Source organism: Mucilaginibacter metallidurans (assembly GCF_003286435.2).
Lineage (GTDB): Bacteria > Bacteroidota > Bacteroidia > Sphingobacteriales > Sphingobacteriaceae > Mucilaginibacter > Mucilaginibacter gossypii.
The window spans coordinates 480,959-503,333 of the sequence record NZ_CP043449.1; the positions used below are offsets into that span (position 1 = coordinate 480,959).

The 22,375-nt window shown below is 42.3% G+C and carries 17 protein-coding genes; 12 read left to right on the plus strand and 5 right to left on the minus strand.

Translation table 11 applies throughout. From position 1 onward, the window contains the following. Positions 1-334 precede the first annotated feature (334 nt). From DIU38_RS02270 to DIU38_RS02290, 7 genes are all read left to right on the plus strand, one after another. Entirely contained in the window at positions 335-3,724 is a 3,390-nt protein-coding gene (locus tag DIU38_RS02270) for a VCBS repeat-containing protein (RefSeq protein ID WP_208057616.1), read from the plus strand. Positions 3,725-3,738: 14 nt separating this feature from the next. Beyond that, positions 3,739-4,305 carry a hypothetical protein gene (locus DIU38_RS02275; protein ID WP_146750480.1) on the plus strand — a complete coding sequence of 189 codons (567 nt, stop codon included), beginning with the start codon at positions 3,739-3,741 and terminating at the stop codon, positions 4,303-4,305. Further along, complete coding sequence (locus DIU38_RS33345) at positions 4,292-6,004, plus strand: FG-GAP repeat domain-containing protein (protein WP_208809210.1); 1,713 nt, start codon at positions 4,292-4,294, stop codon at positions 6,002-6,004. The genes DIU38_RS02275 and DIU38_RS33345 overlap by 14 nt, the downstream gene beginning before the upstream one ends. A gap of 20 nt (positions 6,005-6,024) precedes the next feature. Continuing rightward, on the plus strand, positions 6,025-6,216 hold the full coding sequence (locus DIU38_RS34770; RefSeq protein ID WP_407716477.1) for an ASPIC/UnbV domain-containing protein: 192 nt from the start codon (positions 6,025-6,027) through the stop codon (positions 6,214-6,216). 5 nt (positions 6,217-6,221) lie between these two features. Continuing rightward, positions 6,222-7,688 carry an FG-GAP repeat domain-containing protein gene (locus DIU38_RS33355; protein ID WP_208809212.1) on the plus strand — a complete coding sequence of 489 codons (1,467 nt, stop codon included), beginning with the start codon at positions 6,222-6,224 and terminating at the stop codon, positions 7,686-7,688. A 307-nt stretch (positions 7,689-7,995) separates the two neighbouring features. Beyond that, on the plus strand, positions 7,996-9,726 hold the full coding sequence (locus tag DIU38_RS02285) for a GMC oxidoreductase (protein ID WP_112659014.1): 1,731 nt from the start codon (positions 7,996-7,998) through the stop codon (positions 9,724-9,726). Between the two features lie 274 nt (positions 9,727-10,000). Then, complete coding sequence (locus tag DIU38_RS02290; RefSeq protein WP_112659012.1) at positions 10,001-11,341, plus strand: vanadium-dependent haloperoxidase; 1,341 nt, start codon at positions 10,001-10,003, stop codon at positions 11,339-11,341. A 155-nt stretch (positions 11,342-11,496) separates the two neighbouring features. Here DIU38_RS02290 and DIU38_RS02295 read toward each other — a convergent pair whose 3' ends face one another. Both DIU38_RS02295 and DIU38_RS02300 read right to left on the minus strand, forming a co-directional pair. Then, positions 11,497-12,201 (minus strand): helix-turn-helix domain-containing protein, encoded by a 705-nt coding sequence (locus DIU38_RS02295; protein ID WP_112659010.1) that lies wholly within the window; start codon positions 12,199-12,201, stop codon positions 11,497-11,499. Positions 12,202-12,225: 24 nt separating this feature from the next. After that, positions 12,226-12,573, minus strand: a complete 348-nt coding sequence (locus DIU38_RS02300; protein ID WP_090533366.1) for an ArsR/SmtB family transcription factor — start codon at positions 12,571-12,573, stop codon at positions 12,226-12,228. Between the two features lie 175 nt (positions 12,574-12,748). Here DIU38_RS02300 and DIU38_RS02305 point away from each other — a divergent pair, with 175 nt between their 5' ends. The 3 genes from DIU38_RS02305 (at position 12,749) to DIU38_RS02315 (ending at position 18,703) form a co-directional block, all read left to right on the plus strand. Next, a complete protein-coding gene (locus DIU38_RS02305) occupies positions 12,749-15,583 on the plus strand; it encodes a TonB-dependent receptor (protein WP_112659008.1) in 2,835 nt (944 codons plus the stop codon). A 57-nt stretch (positions 15,584-15,640) separates the two neighbouring features. Continuing rightward, positions 15,641-17,011, plus strand: coding sequence for a cell shape-determining protein MreB (locus DIU38_RS02310; protein ID WP_112659006.1), 1,371 nt, complete (start codon positions 15,641-15,643; stop codon positions 17,009-17,011). 153 nt (positions 17,012-17,164) lie between these two features. Further along, positions 17,165-18,703, plus strand: a complete 1,539-nt coding sequence (locus DIU38_RS02315; RefSeq protein ID WP_112658366.1) for an IS1182 family transposase — start codon at positions 17,165-17,167, stop codon at positions 18,701-18,703. 126 nt (positions 18,704-18,829) lie between these two features. On the opposite strand, the gene DIU38_RS02320 is transcribed toward DIU38_RS02315, so the two are convergent. Both DIU38_RS02320 and DIU38_RS02325 read right to left on the minus strand, forming a co-directional pair. Next, positions 18,830-19,501, minus strand: coding sequence for an NAD(P)-dependent oxidoreductase (locus DIU38_RS02320; RefSeq protein ID WP_112658457.1), 672 nt, complete (start codon positions 19,499-19,501; stop codon positions 18,830-18,832). Between the two features lie 11 nt (positions 19,502-19,512). Continuing rightward, the gene (locus DIU38_RS02325) at positions 19,513-19,989 is read right to left on the minus strand and encodes a DUF2214 family protein (RefSeq protein ID WP_112658455.1); all 477 of its coding nucleotides are present in this window, start codon (positions 19,987-19,989) and stop codon (positions 19,513-19,515) included. 130 nt (positions 19,990-20,119) lie between these two features. On the opposite strand from DIU38_RS02325, the gene DIU38_RS02330 reads away from it, so the two are divergent. Then, on the plus strand, positions 20,120-20,746 hold the full coding sequence (locus DIU38_RS02330; protein WP_112658453.1) for a MarR family winged helix-turn-helix transcriptional regulator: 627 nt from the start codon (positions 20,120-20,122) through the stop codon (positions 20,744-20,746). A 133-nt stretch (positions 20,747-20,879) separates the two neighbouring features. Beyond that, positions 20,880-21,677 carry a carboxypeptidase-like regulatory domain-containing protein gene (locus DIU38_RS02335; protein ID WP_112658451.1) on the plus strand — a complete coding sequence of 266 codons (798 nt, stop codon included), beginning with the start codon at positions 20,880-20,882 and terminating at the stop codon, positions 21,675-21,677. 355 nt (positions 21,678-22,032) lie between these two features. Here the strand turns inward: DIU38_RS02335 and DIU38_RS02340 are convergent, their stop codons facing one another. Continuing rightward, a complete protein-coding gene (locus DIU38_RS02340) occupies positions 22,033-22,260 on the minus strand; it encodes a hypothetical protein (protein ID WP_090533348.1) in 228 nt (75 codons plus the stop codon). Positions 22,261-22,375: the final 115 nt, after the last annotated feature.

The window sequence follows — 22,375 nt, forward strand, 5'->3', positions numbered from 1 at the left end:
GGTGCTCTTTTAAGGAAAGCAAGTGATTTATTACTTGCTTTCCTCATTAAATACCACGGGTTTACCTAATTGACCTGGATGTTGGTTTAATTATTTGATTATTAGTTGATTGTGTTTTGCTGTTTTGATTGAGTTGTTGTCAGCTCATCAGGTTTAGAAATTGCGACGGCTACAATATTTGAACAAGGTGAAAAGGAACTTATTTTATATAAAGTGAATGATTAAACGGGTACTTAATATTATTCATGAGCTAATTGTATTATTGGTTTATTCTCCAATAAAACATAGCTCCCCAAAGGTCATTTTATTTTTCAAAGCCTTTTGGCGTTCCCTTATGGCGGCAAAGATATATGCCTCATGCACCGGGGCCAGCTATATTCGGCAGGTGTTGTTTTTTGCACCTTTATTTTTGATGGGCTGCAATACCAGTGAGCCTAAAAAAGACGAGGGCAACAAACTTTTTTCACTGCTTCCTTCATCATCCACAGGAATAAATTTTGCCAATGATGTTAAATATACCGAACAACTGAATGTTTATACCTACCGTAATTTTTATAACGGTGGGGGTGTTGGTATTGGAGATATTAATAATGACGGCTTGCCGGATGTTTTTCTTTGCGGAAATCAAAAATCAAACAGGCTTTATTTAAACAAAGGCAACTTTCAGTTTGAAGACATAACCGATAAGGCCGGACTCTCTTCTGCAGGTGTCTGGTCAACGGGCGTTACCTTTGCGGATGTCAACGGCGATGGGTTGCTGGATATTTATATATGTAAGTCGGGCGATTTTTCCGGAAAAAACAGAAGTAATCAGTTATTCATTAATAATGGTAACCTCACGTTTACCGAAAAAGCGGCCGAATATGGGTTAAATAATAAAGGCTTGTGCACTCATGCTGTTTTCTTTGATTACGATCACGACGGAGACCTGGATTGCTACCTTCTTAATAATTCGTTTCGTTCGGTAGGGAACTATGATTTGATCAAAGATCAGCGCAATATTCCTGATCCCCTGGGTGGGAATAAACTGTATCGTAACGACGGTGGTCATTTTAAAGATGTGACCCAACAAGCAGGAATATACAGCAGCAAAATTGGTTTTGGATTAGGTGTAACCATTTCTGATGTAAACGGGGATGGCTGGGACGATATCTATGTTTCCAACGATTTTTTTGAACGTGATTACCTCTACATTAATAATCGCGACGGTACCTTTAAAGAGTGCCTTACCGACGCAATTAGGGAATTGAGCCAAAACTCAATGGGAGCTGACATAGCCGACATCAATAATGACGGCTATCCTGATATTTATGTGACTGATATGCTTCCTGAACCGGAATCAAGGTTAAAAACAAAAACAGCTTTTGAAAACTGGGATAAGTATCAGTCCGACCTGCAAAATGGATATTATCAGCAATTTCTTCGCAATGTTTTGCAGCTGAACCAGGGCTCGGTTATGAATAAAAACTTAGCCCAAAATAAGATAAACTTCAGCGAGATAGGCCGGCTTTCGGGAGTTCATGCAACCGATTGGAGTTGGGGCGCGCTGATCTCGGATATGGATAATGATGGGTTTAAAGACATTTTCGTTAGCAACGGTATTTATAAAGACCTAACCGATCAGGATTATATCCAATTTATGGCTAATCCGATACAAGTAAGAAAGATGATGGGTAGTGAGAAGGAGGTAATTAAGAAGCTAATAGATAGCATGCCATCGGAGGCTGTGCCTAACTATGCCTACCGAAACAATGGGGACCTGACATTTACCAATAAGGCAGCCGAATGGGGCCTTGGTGATCCGGGTTTTTCGAATGGCTCGGCGTATGGTGATTTAAATAACGATGGGGCGCTTGACCTGGTGGTGAACAATGTAAATATGCCGGCCTTTATCTACCGAAACAACAGCAGGAAACTGAAGCCGGCGAATAAATATTTGAAAGTAGTATTGCAGGGCGAGGGGAAGAACCGCTTTGGCGTAGGGGCGCAGGTAACGTTATACTATAATCATACCTTAAACTACCAGGAGCAGGTTCCGTCGCGGGGATTTGAATCGAGCGTAGACACCCGGTTGAATTTCGGTTTAGGTAAAATAAAGGAGATCGATTCGATAGTGGTAAAATGGCCTTGCGGTAAGCAGAAAGTATTAAAAGGAGTAAAACCGAACCAGACAATCACGGTAAAGGAGGCTGAATCGGGACTGCCCGGGAAAGCAGTGAGGGGGGCAGCCGGTGCAAAGCCGGTGTTTGAGCAGAGTAGAGATAACCATGGGATAGACTTTGTGCACAAGGAAAATGACTTTATAGATTTTGACAGGGAAAAGCTGATCTTCCAGATGCACTCGACGGATGGTCCGCGGATAGGTAAAGGCGATGTCAACGGCGACGGTTTGGAAGACTTCTATATCTGCGGGGCCAAGGACCAGCCAGGCGCATTATATATCCAAACCCGGGCGGGTCGTTTTAAACGGAGCAACGAAAAGCTGTTTGAGCAGGATAAGGCCAGTGAAGATACAGACTGTTTGTTTTTCGATGCGGATGGCGACGGGGACCAGGACCTGTATGTATGCAGCGGGGGCAACGAGTTCTCGGCTAACTCAACGGATCTGATCGACCGGCTATATATCAATAATGGGAAGGGTAATTTCAGCAAATCGCAACAGGTGCTGCCGTCATTTCAGTTTGAGAGCAGCTCCTGCGTAACGGCAGCAGATGTTGACGGGGACGGGGACCAGGACCTGTTTGTTGGAGTGCGTTTAAAGCCGGGTGAATATGGCTACCCGTGCAAGGGTTATCTCCTGCAGAACAATGGCAAAGGCTTTTTTACAGATGTAACCGAGGAGAGGGCCCCGGGCTTAACGGAATTTGGTATGGTTACCGATGCCAAATGGTTTGATTATGACCGCGACGGAAAACCAGACCTGGTGGCCTGCGGGGAGTATATGCCGATCCGGCTATTCCATAATGAGGGGGGGCGTTTAAAGGAAGTAACGCGCGAAGCGGGCCTGGAGTGGAGTAATGGGTGGTGGAACCGTCTGGAGATTGCGGACATAGACGGCGATGATTACCCGGATATAGTAGCCGGTAATCACGGGCTAAACTCCAGGTTTAAGGCAACCCGAGCGAAGCCTGTAAGTATGTATGTAGGGGACTTTAGCGGCACGGGCAGCATAGAAGATATAGTATGCACCTATAACGGCTACAAACAATACCCGATGGCATTGAGGCACGACCTGGTGGGCGAACTTCCTTACCTGAAGAAGAAATACCTGCGGTATGCCCAGTACAAGGAACAAACGATGGAAGATATATTTGGTAGGGACCTGTTACAAAAGATGGTTAAGCTGGATGCCTGCGAAATGCGGAGCAGTGTGCTGCTGAATAAGCGGAACGGTAAGTTCCTGATGAAGCCATTGCCGGTGGAGGCGCAGTTTTCGACGGTTTTTGGGCTGGTGGTGAAAGACTATGACGGGGATGGCAAAAAGGACATTGTGCTGGGAGGCAACTTTTACCAGTCAAAACCGGAAGCAGGGATCTACGATGCCAGCTATGGATTGCTGCTTAAAGGAGACGGGAAAGGTGGCTTTACGGCAGTTAAACCTCAGGTAAGCGGCATCGTAATAAAAGGGGCCGTACGTGATATGAAAGAGATTAAAGCCGGAAACAATAAGCTGCTGATTGTAGCTAAAAATAATGATAAAACAGAGGTGTTAAGTTTTAAATAAGATGGTGGTTAACTATGAGATATTTTAAAGGGATCCTGATTGTTGTATGTCTCATTTCTGTATTTTCTTGTAATTCAGACGACAGAAAGTATGAAAACGCAGTAGCGAGTGAACTTTCGCGGGGAGTGAGAAGAGATAGCCTGTTTCAGGGAATAAAATTAGGGATGACCTCAAAAGAGTTTTACACCCACTGTTGGGAAATGAATAAAAAAGGGATCTTTTTTGCAGGCCCCGGCAATACAACAGTTTTATATAAACTAAATAAGGAATTGAAATATCCGGCTTCAATGAATTTCTACCCTGATTTTCGGCAAGGTAAGATTAGCAAAATGAGAGTGAGTTTTAGTTACGATGCTTTCGCCCCTTGGAATAAACAAATGTTTGCTGATAGCCTGCAGTTGGATGTACTAAATATGCTGAAAAAATGGTATAACGAAAAGGACTTTATCTGTATAACGGACCCGGCTAAAGGGACGATTTTTGTGCAGGTAGATGGTAACCGCAGAATTATCATCGGGAAATATGATGACGCCCACGTAAAAGTAGATTACACTGATTTACTGACAGATGAAAAAAAATAAGGTGAATTTTACTTTTTTGACAGAAAAAACTATTCATGATGTTTTTAGCATCAGGTACTGTTTTGTGTTCTTTTTATTGGCTTTAACCAGCTGCCAAAAAAAACAAAGCGGGGGCGGCAATAAGCTTTTTGAACTTTTAAATTCCAATGAAACGCATATCGATTTTGTTAACCAATTATCGTATGATGCTAATTTCAATATTTTTACTTACCGTAATTTTTATAACGGTGGCGGTGTAGCCATCGGCGATATCAATAATGACGGATTACCGGATATTTTTTTGGTGGGCAACATGGTGCCCAGTCATCTCTATTTAAACAAAGGCAATTTTCAGTTTGAAGACATAACCGGGAAAGCCGGAATTACTAAGCTCGGCAGATGGTCTACCGGTGTTACTATGGCCGATGTTAATGGTGATGGGTTGTTGGATATTTATGTTTGCAATAGTGGCGATGTTAAAGGCGATCATAAGCAGAATGAATTATACATCAACAACGGTAATCTCACCTTTACCGAACGGGCAAAGGAATATGGAATTGGCGTAAATGGATACTCAACCCACGCTGTTTTCTTTGATTATGATCATGACGGAGACCTGGATCTCTTTATGTTAAGCAATTCTTTTAAGGCAATCGGCAGCTTTAATATTCAGAATAATGAACGGAATAAAAGAGATTTATTGGGAGGGCAAAAATTATTCAGGAATGATAACGGCCATTTTACCGATGTGAGTGAACAGGCCGGTATTTATGGTAGTGTGATTGGTTTTGGTTTGGGGGTAAGTGTGGGAGATGTAAATGGGGATGGCTGGGACGACATCTATGTTTCCAACGATTTTTTTGAACGTGATTATCTATATATTAATAATCACAACGGTACGTTTAAAGAATCGCTTGAGGATAAGATGAAAAGTATTAGTAATGCATCAATGGGGGCCGACCTGGCCGACATCAACAACGATGCACATCCTGATATTTTTGTGACGGATATGCTTCCGGCATCAGAATCAAGGCTTAAAACAAATACCACTTTTGAAAACTGGGATAAATATCAGCTTGATTTAAGATATGATTATTATCACCAGTTTACCAGGAACACGCTCCAGTTGAACAATGGCAACGGAACTTTTAGCGAGATAGGCCGGCTTGCAGGTGTTCATGCAACCGATTGGAGCTGGGGAGCGTTGATCACTGACCTTGACAATGATGGATTCAAAGATGTTTTTATCGCTAACGGTATTTATAAGGACTTAACAAACCAGGACTATATTCAACGTTTATCCGATCGGAACGTGATGGGAAGTGTTTGGACAAATAAAGGCATAAATTACAAGAAGCTGATAGATAGCATGCCATCGGAGGCTGTGCCTAACTATGCCTACCGAAACAATGGGGACCTGACATTTACCAATAAGGCAGCCGAATGGGGCCTTGGTGATCCGGGTTTTTCGAATGGCTCGGCGTATGGTGATTTAAATAACGATGGGGCGCTTGACCTGGTGGTGAACAATGTAAATATGCCGGCCTTTATCTACCGAAACAACAGCAGGAAGCTGGAGCCGGCGAATAAATATTTGAAAGTAGTATTGCAGGGCGAGGGGAGAAACCGCTTTGGCGTAGGGGCACAGGTAACGTTATACTATAATCATATTTTAAACTACCAGGAGCAGGTTCCGTCGCGGGATTTGAATCGAGCGTAGACACCCGGTTGAATTTCGGGTTGGGTAAAATAAAGGAAATCGATTCGATAGTGGTAAAATGGCCTTGCGGTAAGCAGAAAGTATTAAAAGGAGTAAAACCGAACCAGACAATCACGGTAAAGGAGGCTGAATCGGGACTGCCCGGGAAAGCAGTGAGGGGGCAGCCGGTGCAAAGCCGGTGTTTGAGCAGAGTAGAGATAACCATGGGATAGACTTTGTGCACAAGGAAAATGACTTTATAGATTTTGACAGGGAAAAGCTGATCTTCCAGATGCACTCGACGGATGGTCCGCGGATAGGTAAAGGCGATGTCAACGGCGACGGTTTGGAAGACTTCTATATCTGCGGGGCCAAGGACCAGCCAGGCGCATTATATATCCAAACGCCGGCGGGTCGTTTTAAACGGAGCAACGAAAAGCTGTTTGAGCAGGATAAGGCCAGTGAAGATACGGACTGTTTATTTTTCGACGCGGATGGCGACGGGGACCAGGACCTGTATGTATGCAGCGGGGGCAACGAGTTCTCGGCTAACTCGACGGATCTGATCGACCGGCTATACATCAATAATGGGAAGGGTAATTTCAGCAAATCGCAACAGGTGCTGCCGTCATTTCAGTTTGAGAGCAGCTCCTGCGTAACGGCAGCAGATGTTGACAGGGACGGGGACCAGGACCTGTTTGTTGGAGTGCGGTTAAAGCCGGGTGAATATGGCTACCCGTGCAAGGGTTATCTCCTGCAGAACAATGGCAAAGGCTATTTTACAGATGTAACCGACGAGAGGGCCCCGGGCCTAACGGAATTGGGTATGGTTACCGATGCCAAATGGTTTGATTATGACCGCGACGGAAAACCGGACCTGGTGGCCTGCGGAGAGTATATGCCGATCCGGATATTCCATAATGAAGGGGGGCGTTTAAAGGAAGTAACGCGCGAAGCGGGCCTGGAGTGGAGTAATGGGTGGTGGAACCGTCTGGAGATTGCGGATATAGACGGAGATGGTTACCCGGATATAGTAGCCGGCAATCATGGGCTAAACTCCAGGTTTAAGGCAACCAGAGCGAAGCCGGTAAGTATGTATGTAGGGGACTTTAGCGGCACGGGCAGCATAGAAGATATAGTATGCACCTATAACGGCGACAAACAATACCCGATGGCATTGAGGCATGACCTGGTAGGCGAACTTCCTTATCTGAAGAAGAAATACCTGCGGTATGCCCAGTACAAGGAACAAACGATGGAAGATATATTTGGTAGGGACCTGTTACAAAAGATGGTTAAGCTGGATGCCTGCGAAATGCGGAGCAGTGTACTGCTGAATAAGCGGAACGGTAAGTTCCTGATGAAGCCATTGCCGGTGGAGGCGCAGTTTTCGACGGTTTTTGGGCTGGTGGTGAAAGACTATGACGGGGATGGCAAAAAGGACATTGTGCTGGGAGGCAACTTTTACCAGTCAAAACCGGAAGCAGGGATCTACGATGCCAGCTATGGATTGCTGCTTAAAGGAGACGGGAAAGGTGGCTTTACGGCAGTTAAACCTCAGGTAAGCGGCATCGTAATAAAAGGGGCCGTACGTGATATGAAAGAGATTAAAGCCGGAAACAATAAGCTGCTGATTGTAGCTAAAAATAATGATAAAACAGAGATACTGGTAAAGGCTCCGGATAAAAAAGGAGCAAATAAATAAAATTTTTAATCCAAACTCATGAAAAACCATTATTCGCTACCTGTGGAAAACGGGGCATTCCAGATGATTTTACCGCATAAAAAAAAATGCAAAAGAAACCGCGGGCGAATGGAATACAGTATAGGGAATAGTGATAAAATAAAATTACCTGCATTGTAAATAGGGTGGTAGTAAAATACAACCGAATCACCATCGTTGAATGATGGGCGGATAATTATACAATCCGAAGAAGCAGAAATTTATTACTGAAAAATAGAAATTGCCGAACTATAATTTAACCGAATACCATAAATCTAAATATAGTCACATGCCAATAGATTCATTGAACGTAAATACCAAAGCTAAAATTCAAAACACCTACGATGCTATTGTAATCGGCTCGGGGATTAGCGGCGGATGGGCTGCAAAGGAATTAACCGAAAAAGGGCTGAAAGTATTAATGCTTGAACGCGGTCGTAATTATGAGCATATAAAGGATTATGTTACCGCTACAAAAGATCCATGGGAGTTTGAACACCGGGGCAATGCTACCTTACAGCAGAAAACAGATAACCCTGTTATATCCCGGGATTGGGCCATGTACGGGACCGCGGCCCAGGAACCGCTGATGAAATCATGGGTAAATGAAAAAGATTGTCCCTATGTGGAAGTTAAACCGTTTACGTGGTGGCGTTCATATCAGTTAGGCGGAAGGTCTACTTTATGGGGGCGGCAAAGCTACCGGTGGAGCGATTTTGATTTTGAAGCTAATGCAAAAGATGGTATCGCTGTTGATTGGCCTATTCGTTATAAAGAACTGGCGCCATGGTATGACTATGTAGAAAAATTTGCCGGAATAAGTGGATCGACGGAGGGCTTGCCCCATTTACCCGATGGGCACTACTTGCCGCCTATGCAACTAAATTGTGTGGAAAAAGATGTGGCATCAAGAATAAAAGCTTTTTACAAGGGGCAGCGCCACATGTTTATAGGCCGTGTGGCCAATCTTACCGCGCCTATCCAGGCAAGAACGCAGTGTCAGTTTAGAAACCGGTGCTGGGAGGGTTGCCCATTTGGCGGTTATTTCAGTACACAATCTTCAACGCTGCCCGCAGCAATGGCAACGGGTAACCTTACCGTGAGGCCATGGTCAATCGTAACCAAAATTTTGTACGATAAAGACACCAGCAAAGCGACGGGTGTTGAGGTGCTGGATGGCGAAACGAATAAAACCTATGAATTTTATTCAAAAATTGTATTCCTGAATGCTTCTGCACTGAATAGTGCATGGGTTTTGATGAATACGGCAACAGATGTATGGCAAGGCGGATTGGGCAGTAGCAGCGGCGAATTAGGGCATAATATTATGGATCATCATTATATGCTCGGCGCACAAGGAACAATAGAAGGCTTCGAAGATAAATACTATTTTGGCCGCAGGGCGAATGGTTTTTATATTCCCCGTTTTGTTAACTTGTTTGGTGATAAAAGGGACTTCCTGCGAGGCTATGGTTATCAGGGAAGCGCCAGCAGGGACGGCTGGAGCCGGGATGTTGCGGAAATGAATATTGGTGCTGATTTTAAAGATGCACTTACAGAACCTGGTGCATGGCATATCGGAGCGACAGGTTTTGGTGAAATTTTGCCCTATCACGATAATAAAATAACGCTTAATAAAGATGTGAAAGATAAGTGGGGGCTGCCTGTACTTTCAATGGATGCGGGTTTGAAAGAGAATGAGCTAAGTATGCGTAAGGATATTATTAAAGAATTGGTGGCCATGTATGAAGCGGCCGGGGTAAAGAATATCACAATCTGGGATAAAAATTATGCAATTGGTCAGGGCATTCACGAGATGGGGAGTGCACGTATGGGTAAAGATCCAAAAACATCGGTACTCAACGCGCACAACCAGGTTTGGGACGCGCGAAATGTGTTTGTAACCGATGGGGCCTGCATGACTTCAAGCGCGTGTCAAAACCCGTCGCTCACCTATATGGCGCTTACCGCACGCGCGGCTCACTATGCTGTGGATGAGTTAAAAAAAGGCAATTTATAAGCGACATATTTAAGCTTTAATGATAATTAATCAGACGAAATACAATTAATACATACAGCAATATTGGTAAGCAGCTGTTTTATCGCAAAACGCAGCAAATTGCAAAGCCCGAAGATACCGGGATAATAGTTCCGACTAATTACCATGGGCCGTAGATTTAAATGTCGATATCATTTTTGGATAGCGACAAGACTTTTTAGAGCCAATGACTATTATCAAATAAAAAGCACCTTTTTATATAGGAGCTATGCTGCGTCACAATTAATAAATTTCTATGAATAGTTTTTTACTTTGGCTTTCAGGGATTATCATTTTGCTTAGTTCCTGCAAAAAAACTGATTATCAAAGCTTAACTGATAACCCGGAATTGTACCGTATTACGGAAAAAAAATTAAATGACATTATACTTGAAAATAATTTCCCGCCGGTCATTGCCTCCCGTAACTATGCGTATGCTAACATTGCCGCATACGAGGTAATATCCGCCCAAGACCCTAAAAAATTCCGGTCATTGGCAGGTCAAATCAGGCATTTAACCGCTACGCCAAAACCTGTTCCGGGTGTTGAAATTGATTACCCGTTTGCATCCTTGCTTGCCTTTTGCTATGTAGGGAATGCGGTTACATTTCCTGAGGGCAGTATGGATGAATATGTCGATGCATTAAAAAAGAAAGCAAAAGATGGCGGAATGCCTTCTGATGTATTTGAGCATTCGGTGAACTATTCAGATGTAGTTGCAAAGCACATTATGAAATGGAGCAAAACGGATCATTATGCACAAACACGATCCGCCAACAAATACACGGTTACAAAGAAAGAAGGGCGTTGGGTACCTACACCACCGATGTATTCACAAGCATTGGAACCACATTGGGGAGAGATCAGGCCTTTAATACTCGATTCTGCTTCGCGAGTGGCACCACCACCACCTCCTTTATTTGATATGAAGGACATAAATAGCCAGTTTTATAAAGACGTATTAGATGTAAAGTCTACTGGTACAAATCTTACCAAAGAGCAAAAACACATCGCTGATTTTTGGGATGATAATGCCTTTAAGTTAAACGTTGTGGGACATGCCACCTTTGGAACTAAGAAGTTCTCACCAGGCGGGCATTGGATGAATATCGCGGGGATAGCCTCAGAAACGTGCAAGGCCGATTTTAGCAGCACAGTTTGTGCATATGCTGAAACATCGATTGCTTTATTCGATGCATTTATCAACTGCTGGTATTTTAAGTATAAATATAATTTAGTTCGCCCCGAGACTGTAATAACCAAATATTTGGACCCTGACTGGAAAACATATATTCAAACGCCCTCATTCCCCGAATATGTAAGCGGCCATGCTGTAATCTCGGCAGCAGCAGCCGAGATTTTGACCGACCAATTCGGAGATAATTTTGCATACCGGGATACATCAGAGACTGAGTTTGGAATAGCACCCCGTAGCTTTAAATCTTTTAGGGAAGCAGCAATGGAAGCGGGCATATCGCGCGTTTATGGCGGTATACACTTTAAAAACTCCTGCATAGTTGGAACAGAAGAAGGTAAGCAGGTTGGGCAACTGGTATTAAACAGGTTACATATGAAGATTAAATTGCGTGAAAAATGAGTTTATATCTTAAGATCGATTCAATTTTCGCTTGTTGCCTTTAATATACATTAATGTTATACTGAATTATGCTCAACCATTGCATTAAAAAGGATAATCACCAAGGGGGGCGTGACAATCTTCTGTATAACATATGAATGTAATATAAACAGCATTTACCGGTTAGCCCGCTTGGTTGAGAAATGTTCGGAGACGGGAATACCGGCCTGCAGCACGTGACTGACATTTTTTAATACGGCCGCGTCAAACCCGCTTTTGTCAACCATTTCCACAATTTTGAAACTATAGAATTGCTTTTTTAATACATCATATTCAACAGATAGTGCCAGCGCCAGCAATTGTAGCTTCCCCGGAGGAAAGTCCTTTTTATTTGATTCTATCCTGCTTAAGTCGCTCCGGTTCATTCCAAGTTCTGCGGATAAATATTCTTGCGAAACCTTTAATATTGTCCTGTACTTTTTAATCAATCCGCCAAAATTCAAAGCGGCGGATGAGAGGTTCTCTTTCCCGGAAGCGACGGTGTTAGGTTTTAGTGGCTCAATAGGTGCGTAGCTGCCGATGATTTTGAAAAGATCGGCGAACTGCCTGGCAGGGCGGTTTATATCGGATGTTTTAAGCTCATATCTGATCTTTCTATTCTCGCGTCTGATGGTTACAAAGCCTGCTTTTTTAAGATCAGTGATATGCTTCGTTAATTGCCCTGGGTTAAAAGGAAGAGAAAGTAATGCCTCGTGGGATAGTATGTTACCATTCGCGATAAGCGCTTTGAAGATACACACCCTGATCGGGAGCGCCAGCAACCTGGCAAAGTTGCAAAGTTCCAGATCTGCTTTATTGATATCCATATTTGAACCGGGCATAGATACGAAATTATCAAATATAAATTAATGTTGTTCCGGTTCAGCTTCGTGGGAATCCGGTATGCCCAGTTCTTCTACGAGGCGACCATAATGTCTGGCGAATCTGCTCCACATATTTTCATTTAATGTATACAAAGATCTTTTTCCATCGATGCTAACCGAGATCAATTCGGTTTTGATCAACTCCTTCAAATGGTGGGATACTGTAGATTGTGCGAACGGTAGAAATTCCACGAGCTCGCCTGTGGTAATCCCAGGTTTCCTTGCAATGATACGGATAATAGAGATCCTACCGGGGTGCGACAGTGCTATGGATACATCTGAGATGAACTGGTCGGGATAACTGAACTCTTCTGTTTTCTTTTGTGCCATCGCTGTTTACAATTATTTGATCGTGCTAAAATAGAGTTTGTTTTTTGAATGTTGGAAGCTTCTTAATCTATTTAAGATTGTCTATAATATCGATTATTCAATATATTCTTTTTGATAATATGAAGTTAACATTGGCTTAATTTATCGCCGATAATTTTGAGCGTCATTTAAGATTATGCAAAAGTTTACTCGGCTCTTTCCTTTCATTATTTTAAGTTTTTTAATAAGCTCCAATTCATTTGCTCAGTCATTAGGTAAAATTGCCGGTAAGGTAATAGACCAGAAGACTGGTGAAACACTCATAGGCGCGACAGTTGGCTTACAGGGCGGCAGCAAAGGCGCTGCCACCAATGTGGAAGGCCGGTATATATTGAGCGGACTTCAGCCGGGCAAATACAGTATCGTTGTTAAATACATCGGTTACCAGAGCAAATCGGTTTCTGATGTGGAAGTTCAGGCAGGTGCAGTAACCTCGCTGGATGTCGCTTTGACCCAATCTTCAACGCAGGCTCTTAATGAAGTTGTTGTGAAAGCTACTTACCGCCAGGCTTCAGTAAACGCCCTTTACGCAAGGCAGAAGAATAGTATACAATTAAGTGATGGTATATCTGCCGATATGATCCGTAAATCCCCTGACCGGAATACTGGTGACGTTTTGAAACGCGTCAGCGGAACAAGCGTGCAGGAGGGTAAATTCGTTGTTATCCGTGGTTTATCCGAAAGGTATAATAATAATATGATGAACGGGACAACGCTGCCAAGTTCCGAACCGGATAAAAAAGCTTTTGCTTTTGACATCATTCCTTCAAGTCTTGTCGATAATATTATCGTGTACAAAACGGCGACGCCCGATCTGCCCGGTGATTTTGCGGGTGGTACAATCAATACTATTACCAAAGATATTCCCGACAGCAGGTTCCTGGAAGTGGCGTTAAGCGTTGGCTATAATTCCAAAACTACCCTTAAGAATAACTTTATTGATGCGAGGCCTAACGGGAAATATGATTTTCTTGGATTCGATGACGGTTCAAGAAAGCTGCCTGCGGCTTATTCTAATGTGAAAAAAGACTATACATCCGGGACAACAAGTGCCGAAAAAATCGCTATAGCGCAGCATTTTCCCAATACTTTTTATTACAAAGAAGGGCAAATGAGCCTTCCCAATATTGGTTTTCAATTTTCCACGGGCAACTCCAAAATCAATACAAATGGCAATCGCCTGGGTTATAACTTCAGTCTGAACTACAGCAATGGGCACCGTGCATCATTTGGTGACAGAATTGGTTATACCGGGTTCAATGACGCATCGAAAGAGCTTCCCCTGTACAGCTTTGACCGTAATACCTATACCAACTATAAAAGCCTTGGCGGTTTGCTGAATTTCGCTTATACATTTGGAAAAAACAAAATTGCCTGGAGAAACCTTTACAATAACGATTTTTCTGTTGACTTCGAGCAAACCAACAATGCCCTGAATTTTGAGGCCGGTCAAACAGACCCGCTGCGCTACAAAGGCTACTCTGTGGAGACAACTCAAAACGGCATTTATACTTCCGCATTGGAAGGGCAGCACACGCTGGGAAAAAAGAATATTATTTTTGACTGGAATGCTTCCTACGGTTTATCATACCGGAACCAGCCCGACCAAAGGATCGTAACCATCTATACACCTTTGAACCAGCCCGAATATATCTCATTATCCAGCGAAAACAGCCCCAAACCTAATGACCTTGGCCGTGTGTATTCAAAATTAAATGAAAATATTTACGGCGCGAAAGCAAACCTGGCAGTTCCGTTCAAGTGGCTTGATGAGTCGCAGAAATTGAAATTTGGTGGGCTTATTTCTCATCGTGACCGTGATTTCAGCATTGACGCGCTGGGATACACTGACGCCATAGGCTTCGGAAACAAAGCAATCCCGCTCACCGGCGGTTATACAATCTTTAATGTGTTCAGTCCTCAAAGTATTGCTCAAAACGGGATCGATCTGTCGCGCCTGGACCTTAGCTCCACCGATTACAAAGGAAAAGCCGATCAGGACGCGGGTTATGTGATGCTGGACAATAAGCTGAGCAAAAAAATCCGTTTGGTTTGGGGGGCACGTGTTGAACGGTATGCGCAGTCGCTTAAACCGCTGGGCCAAACCGAACAGAAATATAATAATACCGATGTCCTGCCTTCGGGTAACCTGACCTATAGTTTATCGGAGAAGGTCAATTTACGTGCGGCATACTTCAGGTCAGTAAACCGTCCGGAGTTCAGAGAGCTTGCCAGTTTTCGCTATTTTGACTACCAGACTAACTTTATCGTCAGTGGTAACCCGGACCTGCAGCGAAGTATAATTGATAACGCAGACCTTCGCTTTGAATATTACCCGTCAGGAGGGGAGATCATCTCGGTTTCGGCTTTTTACAAGAAATTCAAGAATCCGATTGAGCAGATCAATCAGGGTAACGATATTTTGACTTATCAGAATGCGCTCAATGCCAAGGATTTCGGTTTTGAAGCCGAGATGAGGAAGAAACTGAATTTTATTGCTGAGGGAAGTTTCTTGAATGATGTAACATTTTATGTGAATGCTTCCTATATCAATGCCAAGGTAAAGCTGGCTGATGGCCGTAACGCGTCTACCCCCCTTCAGGGACAGTCACCCTACCTGATTAACTCGGGCCTGTATTATACACCCGAAGGTACTGATTTTTCTTTCAACGTGCTTTATAATAGGATAGGGGAGCGTTTATGTTTCAGGGCCGTTACCGGTGGCGTGGATATCTATGAGAAGCCGCGGAATGTGATCGATATGCAGCTAAGTAAGGCTTTATTTAAAAAGCGTGCCGAGCTTAAACTGACCGTATCCGACCTGCTTGCGCAGCCTTTTGCATTGTATAATAATTACGGAAGCTCGGGGAGTACCGCATATAATGCTAAAGAGGATAAAATAATCCAAAGCCGTTATTCGGGTTTTGGAACAACCCTTTCGTTTAAATATAATTTCAGTTTCAAAAAATAATCACGCTATACAGTAAAAGGCATTGCAATTTATTATCAATTATTATTAACAATTATTATGAAAAAAACGTTGTATTTACTTGGCTCATTAGCCATGATAGGATTAGCTTCCTGCTCAAAAAACAATGACCCGGGTACAAATCCGCCGGTTAATCCTCCTGCTGTTACCAAAATGGATGTTAGGGGAAAGATTACTAAAGACACGCACTGGACCGCCGATATTACTTACAGGCTTCGCGGTTACGTTTATGTGGATAATAATGCAACTTTAACCATCGATCCGGGAACCAAGATTGTGAGCAATAAAGACTCAGCCGGTGTCCTTATCATTTATAAAGGAAGCAAGATCAATGCCGCCGGAACTGCTGATAAGCCAATTGTTTTCACCTCGGCGGAGGCTGATCCGAAACCAGGTAATCTCGGTGGCCTTGTGATAGTTGGGTCGGCTACCGGTAATGGCAACCACGCAGTTCTTGAAGGCGGCGTAGATACCGAGCACCAGCCATTCGGCGGCACAAACGACGCTGATAATTCAGGTGTTTTACAATATGTACGTATTGAATATGCCGGTAAAGCGGTTAATCCAGGTGATGAAGTAAATGGCTTAAGTATGTACACTGTTGGCAGCGGTACCAAAGTAGATCACATTGAAGTGCTTCGCGGCCTTGACGATGCTTACGAGTTTTTCGGCGGTTCATTTAATGCTAAATACCTGGTTGCCTATAACAATGCCGATGATGACTTTGATTTTGATGATGGATACCATGGTAAGATCCAATACGCGATCTCTGTTAAAGATCCGGCATTTACTGATAATAAAGGTACCAGCGGTGACATCTCCAACAATTTTGAAGTGGATAACACAACAGATGCTAAAGGCTATTTATTAACTCCTAACACATTCCCTTTGTTGTCAAACTTTACTGCTGTAGGGCCTAATAACGCCACAGGTGTATCTGCGGATTACGGCTATGGTATGCGCTGGAGAAGAGGTGCAAAATTTATTTTGGCTAATGCCATCGTAATGGGGGGGCAAAAAGCGGGCTTAGACCTGGATAATGACCCAACCGCACAGTATTATATTGCCGGGACAAGCGGTTTAAAAAACAGCTTGCTGCAGGCGGTAACTTCACCTTATAAAGTTGACAAATTGGCTACAGCTGGTTTACTGGACGCAGCAGGTTTAAAAACTTTAGTTGAAGGCCGTGATGGCACAAAATCATTCACTGCTGCAGCAGATATTATGTTGACCGATCCGTTTAACAATGCTGCTCCGAACCTATTGCCTAAAGCAGGTTCACCGGCAATTGTTGCAGGCAAGTTTGATGGCTCCTTATCCGATTCGTTCTTTGATAAAACCAACTATATAGGTGCGATCGATCCAGCTAATGACTGGTCGAAAGCTTCCTGGATAGTTTACGGAAAATAATCCGCAGCGTAATTAAAGAAAAGACCTTTTCAGTAATGTGGCCGTTGCGCAACTAAACTGAGGTTTTCAACTAACCCAGTCGAATAAAGTTCGATTGGGTTAGTTTTTTTATAAACATTTGACAATCAGATATTTGTTTTGTATATTAAGGATATGCAAGGCAAAAAAGATTATCAGGAAAAGCTCTTTATCCGGTTTCAGCTTTCAGACTACGTTCCAGCAGATAACTTCTACAGGCGTTTGAAAAGTATACTCGATCTGAACTTTGTTTATGATACGACCAGCAAATATTATGGTACAGAGGGTCAAAAGAGCATTGACCCGGTTGTGTTTTTCAAACTAATGCTTGTTGGTTATTTAGAGAACCTGAATAGCGATAGGCGCATTATTGCTACCTCACGTATGCGCATGGATATCCTCTATTTTATAGGATATGATCTGGATGAAGAACTTCCCTGGCATTCGACATTAAGCCGCACACGCCAGCTTTACGGAGAAGAGGAGTTTACAGCTGTCTTTAAACAGGTTCTGAAAAAGTGTATTGATGCAGGTTTGGTAGCAGGTAAAAGACAGGCTATCGATAGCGCATTTGTCAAAGCCAATGCAGCTATGTCAAGTTTGGTAGAACGCGAGATCATGAATGATGCGGCAACTTATGGCAAGCAATTGGACGATCATAATGATGAAGCCCCGGCTGGGGACATACCGGATGAAAACACTAAGCCTAAGCCGAGAAAGAATGCTAAAGTTGATAAGAAAGCGAACAGCAAGCGTTACAGCCCATCAGACCCTGATGCCCGGTTATCGGTGAAACCCGGAAAAACAACACGGCTGAACTATTCGGCTCATGTAAGCGTAGATACACAAAACCACGTTATTACACACATCCAGGCCTTCCATGCAGATAAAGGAGATGCACCATGCCTACCTGAGATCCTTACCCATGTCGCCGGAAACCTTAAAGATAATGGCATGGAAATAGAAGATGTGCTTGCCGATACAGGTTATAGCGGTGAAGCGGCGCTTCTGTTTTTAGCTGGTAATCATATTAAAGGCTTCATACCTAACAGGCCAGGATGTCAAAGCAGGGAAAGCCGGCAGGGCTTCAGTTATGACGGGGAGCAAGACCGGTATGTTTGTCCTGAAGGCAAATACCTTACTTTTCACAACTTCAAAAAAGCAGAGAACGATAATACCCATAAGATATATCGTACCAGTGTTAAAGATTGCAGGGACTGTCCGCTTAAAAGCACCTGCGCTAATCTGCAAGGCTTTAAAGTGTTTAAGGATTCCGTAGCTAAAGACCTTTATATAGAAATGCATGAACGCATGCAAACCCGACAAGGGAGCAAGGCCAGGAAAGTAAGACAAAGTACGGTAGAACCGGTACTGGGCACCCTGATCAATTTTACAGGCATGAAACAGGTAAACACAAAAGGGCTCGAATTGGCCAATAAATGTATGATCATGGCCGCCATTGCATATAACCTTAAAAAACTTGTCAATGGTATACCTGCAAAAATCAGAAGAAGAAAAAGAAAGCTACCGGGAAACCATTCTGATGCCGTAATCAATACATTATCGGCCTGTTTATTGAAGATAGCAAACATACTAACTGCTTTCAGCATTGACTATAAAAGCAAATGGCCGAATAATCATTTGCTTTGCAATTTAATTATTCAGCCATTTTAAGCCCTGTTGCGCAACGGCCACAGTAATGGAAAGGTCTTTTTTTGTTATATGAGATAGTCAGCTTTGATTGGATCGCTAAGCTAACATGTAGTTAAAAGTGCCCTGCTTCATTGGCGGAATTTAGTGTTAATATCCAATTTCAATTGTTGCCTGGTATGTATCCCTGTTAGCAATGTTATTGATGATAAAGTGCGCAACATCGGCCCTTGATATTTTGAGGCAGTTTTTAAGAAATGCATTAATAGCTATGCGATATGTGCCGGCAACAGCCTGGTTTGTAAGCTGTGGAGGTCTAATGATAGTCCAGCTAATGTTACTGCTTTTTATCACTGCCTCCATTTTGAGCAAATCGGTATACATGTGTTTCAGCAGTTTTTGAACTACATATTTTTCAATAAACCTGATATAAAATGGGAGCACGGGACTTATTTCAATTGCACTGGCCGAGATCAGAAACATGCGTTTTATGCCTTTTTGTTCCATCGCTTTTAAAACATTGGCATTGCCCTGCGAATACAAAGTTGTGGGTTTATCTGATCCGAAACCACCGGCTACGCCTATTGCCGAAATTACAGCATCCTGGTTTGCAAAATTATTTTCAAATGCGCCGGGTTGCATAACATCGCCGCTTACTTTTTTTAGATTGGGGTGCTCGATTGCTAATTTGGCCGGGTTTCGTAATATTGCGGTAACCAGGTGCCCGGCCTGAAGGGCCTGTTCAACGCATTGCCTGCCAATGCCGCCGCCTGCGCCTACAATTACCAACTTATAAATAGGCATGTTTTGTTGCATTCTCATTTTTTTGGTGATTAACTAAATTTGAAAACACTTAAAAAAACTATGCTGAAAAACAATATCAGTTGTACTGTAAAAAAGATATTAAGGTTCACCTTAATTTGGTCAACCTGTTCTGTTAAGTAAGCACCGTTGTTATTCATAATCATCCGTAATTTTTGGCCTTGCCTTCTGCCAAAAATTATCCCGTTCAGCATTAGAACCAAAACAATTCCTATTTTTATTCTAAACCATAGCTGTTCACCAAATACGCCATGGGTTAAGGCCATCATGCCAATGCCTGTTATAACCAGTAGGGCGGCACCTATTCCAATCAGTGTTGATGACTTAGATGTACCTGCCAGTATACCTTTTGATTTTTCTGTATTATCATCAAAATGCTTCCAAAAGGTTTTAAATACTGTAAAATCAACAATGGTGGTGCCCGCCATTATTGTTAGCCCTGTTAAGTGTAGTATTAATAGTGCTGGTAAAAAGAGTGAGGTATTCATTTGTTATGATTGATTAAATTTATAAAATATACCATATGGTAGTAAATTAATACAATATTATACCAAAAGAAAGTAAATAGCAAATATTGGAGACATTTTTTTTAGATTTGATACCAAAAGGAAATTACACGTGAATAAAACAGTTGAATTGGTTAAGCTTTGGGGCGATTATGAGGAGAAAAATCCCGGTTGTAATTTGGATGATTTCTTCCGACATCAGCTAATGGCCAAGGCAGCAGATGAGAAGAAAGCGACGCCCGACTGGCAGTTAAGGCCGGGAATTAACGGCAAGCTCATGATTTTGATAAGACGGATAGGGAAGTACCATATGGTATATTCAAACAAAGCGCTTGAAGGTACAGGGCTTGATCAGATAGAGGAGTTCGGTATATTGGTTACTATTTTTAACCAGGTTAATCCAATAAAATCTGAAGCTATTTATAATAATATAATCGAACTATCAAGTGGTACCAATATGCTTAACAGGCTAAAAAAACGCGAACTGATAACCGAGTATGAAGATATTGATGATAAACGTATTAAGCGTTTAAAATTAACAGCCCTTGGAGAGGAAACTCTTGGAAAAGCCAAAGTACGTGTACTTGAAGTTGCGCGAATGATGACCAGCGCATTGAGCGAAGAAGATAAACAGCTTTGTTTTCAACTGCTTAACCCCGTTAGCGAAAAGTTTGACGGAACCTTCCAAAAATTTAAAAGCAAAAGTTTTGATGAAATTTTTGAAGCTATGATAAAGTAGTTTATTGGCTTTTTTAACGGAAAGAAAAGTTTTGTGACCGTAATGCGGCAAGTGTTAATATTTGTTAAAAGCGTAAAGGTTAATAATTATGCGTATATTTAGTTAACCTGCTCACCTGTTAACTGAACCCGTCATGAAAACATTGAAACTTACCTCAACAGTAATATTGATGCTCTTGTCAATAAATCTGTTTGCCCAGCGTGTTAAAGGTATCGTTATTGATAAAACTACCTATTTGCCGGTGGCAAATGCTTTTATTAATACACCGGCATCAAAAAGCATAAGTAATGCCGAAGGGAAATTTTTGTTAGCCAACGTAAAGCCCGGTGACACTTTAAGGATCACCAGCATAGGTTACAAGCCTTTTAAGCTTATAGTCAGTTTTTTAAAATTTGATACCTTAAGATGTTACATTGAGCCTGCGGCAACTGTTTTAAGTGAGGTGAAAATCAGGGCCAGGCGTAATGCCAGGGCCGATTCATTACGTAACAGGAAGGAGTTTGCCTCTGTTTTTGCCTATCATAGCTCAACCATAAAAGATGCGTTTATAGCCCGGCCGGCTGATCTTGATTTTGGTAAGCCCGGCAATCACATAAATGCGGATAAAAGTACAGCAACTATCTTGAGCATCAACTTGCTGTCGGTGATCGACATGTTGAATAAAAACAAAGCTCCGCAATCAAAGCTGCAAAAGATTTTGCTGAAGGATGAAGAAGATGAGTATGTGGATCGGTTTTTTTCGCCGGAAAAGGTGAGTTCAATAACTAATCTTAAAGGCGATTCGCTGCAAAATTTTATGAATCAATATCACCCCGAAATTAAAAAAGTGAAAAAGATGAGCGATTATGATATGATCAGTTATATTAAAAAAAGCTACGCTGAGTATCTCAAATCGGGTAGTAGGCAAACGGCTCTGCTTTTTGCAAAGTGAAATGGTCTTGTATTATTAAGCGATACTATGTTTTGAACAATAGAACGTGTATTGTTACTGAACGGTTTCGTTACCTTTCAATTACCAGGTATTTTTTGTTGCAGCTATAACAAAAATACCTTTTAACCGGCAACCAAAATGTCAATAGCTTTAACAATGCCGGCCGGTGAATCCTTTGGCCGGTATTAGTTTGGCACTTTGGACAAAATGTATAGCTGTGCCTTTTTTTTGAAGGTTCATTTTCAGTATCTACAATATGCATAACATGAATACAATTAAACCCATTGTATCCTCATAAGCAGGCTTTTATTGATTAAATACCCAAAACTGAAACTATTACTTTATGGAATAGTTTTTATGAGGCTTTGCTTTTATATTGTGTGCCTGTAAGCACGGGTGATTTTTGGTTAAACCTGTTCCATTCATCAATATTCACCATACCAGGAGCAGTTTCATAATGCTTTTTATTTGTTGGGCAGGTAACCACAAAACCTTTACGGGTTTGATTAATTACCGGACGTGCACCACATTCTTTGCAAGGCTCACAATGGATATTGGGTTGAATTTGAATAGATTCGGACATTACGTTTTTTTAAAGGTTAAATGAACCCTTGCTGTTGAGCAAGAGAAGTTTTTTCATTATGAATTAGGGTTAGGGTTGTGTTGCTACAAAGATGCAAATAATATTTTTATTAAAA

Coding starts and splice junctions, on each gene's coding strand:
- DIU38_RS02270 (WP_208057616.1), top strand. CDS start 335: ATGGCGGCAAAGATATATGCCTCATGCACCGGGGCCAGCTATATTCGG.
- DIU38_RS02275 (WP_146750480.1), top strand. CDS start 3,739: ATGAGATATTTTAAAGGGATCCTGATTGTTGTATGTCTCATTTCTGTA.
- DIU38_RS33345 (WP_208809210.1), top strand. CDS start 4,292: ATGAAAAAAAATAAGGTGAATTTTACTTTTTTGACAGAAAAAACTATT.
- DIU38_RS02285 (WP_112659014.1), top strand. CDS start 7,996: ATGCCAATAGATTCATTGAACGTAAATACCAAAGCTAAAATTCAAAAC.
- DIU38_RS02290 (WP_112659012.1), top strand. CDS start 10,001: ATGAATAGTTTTTTACTTTGGCTTTCAGGGATTATCATTTTGCTTAGT.
- DIU38_RS02295 (WP_112659010.1), bottom strand. CDS start 12,201: ATGCCCGGTTCAAATATGGATATCAATAAAGCAGATCTGGAACTTTGC.
- DIU38_RS02300 (WP_090533366.1), bottom strand. CDS start 12,573: ATGGCACAAAAGAAAACAGAAGAGTTCAGTTATCCCGACCAGTTCATC.
- DIU38_RS02305 (WP_112659008.1), top strand. CDS start 12,749: ATGCAAAAGTTTACTCGGCTCTTTCCTTTCATTATTTTAAGTTTTTTA.
- DIU38_RS02310 (WP_112659006.1), top strand. CDS start 15,641: ATGAAAAAAACGTTGTATTTACTTGGCTCATTAGCCATGATAGGATTA.
- DIU38_RS02315 (WP_112658366.1), top strand. CDS start 17,165: ATGCAAGGCAAAAAAGATTATCAGGAAAAGCTCTTTATCCGGTTTCAG.
- DIU38_RS02320 (WP_112658457.1), bottom strand. CDS start 19,501: ATGAGAATGCAACAAAACATGCCTATTTATAAGTTGGTAATTGTAGGC.
- DIU38_RS02325 (WP_112658455.1), bottom strand. CDS start 19,989: ATGAATACCTCACTCTTTTTACCAGCACTATTAATACTACACTTAACA.
- DIU38_RS02335 (WP_112658451.1), top strand. CDS start 20,880: ATGAAAACATTGAAACTTACCTCAACAGTAATATTGATGCTCTTGTCA.
- DIU38_RS02340 (WP_090533348.1), bottom strand. CDS start 22,260: ATGTCCGAATCTATTCAAATTCAACCCAATATCCATTGTGAGCCTTGC.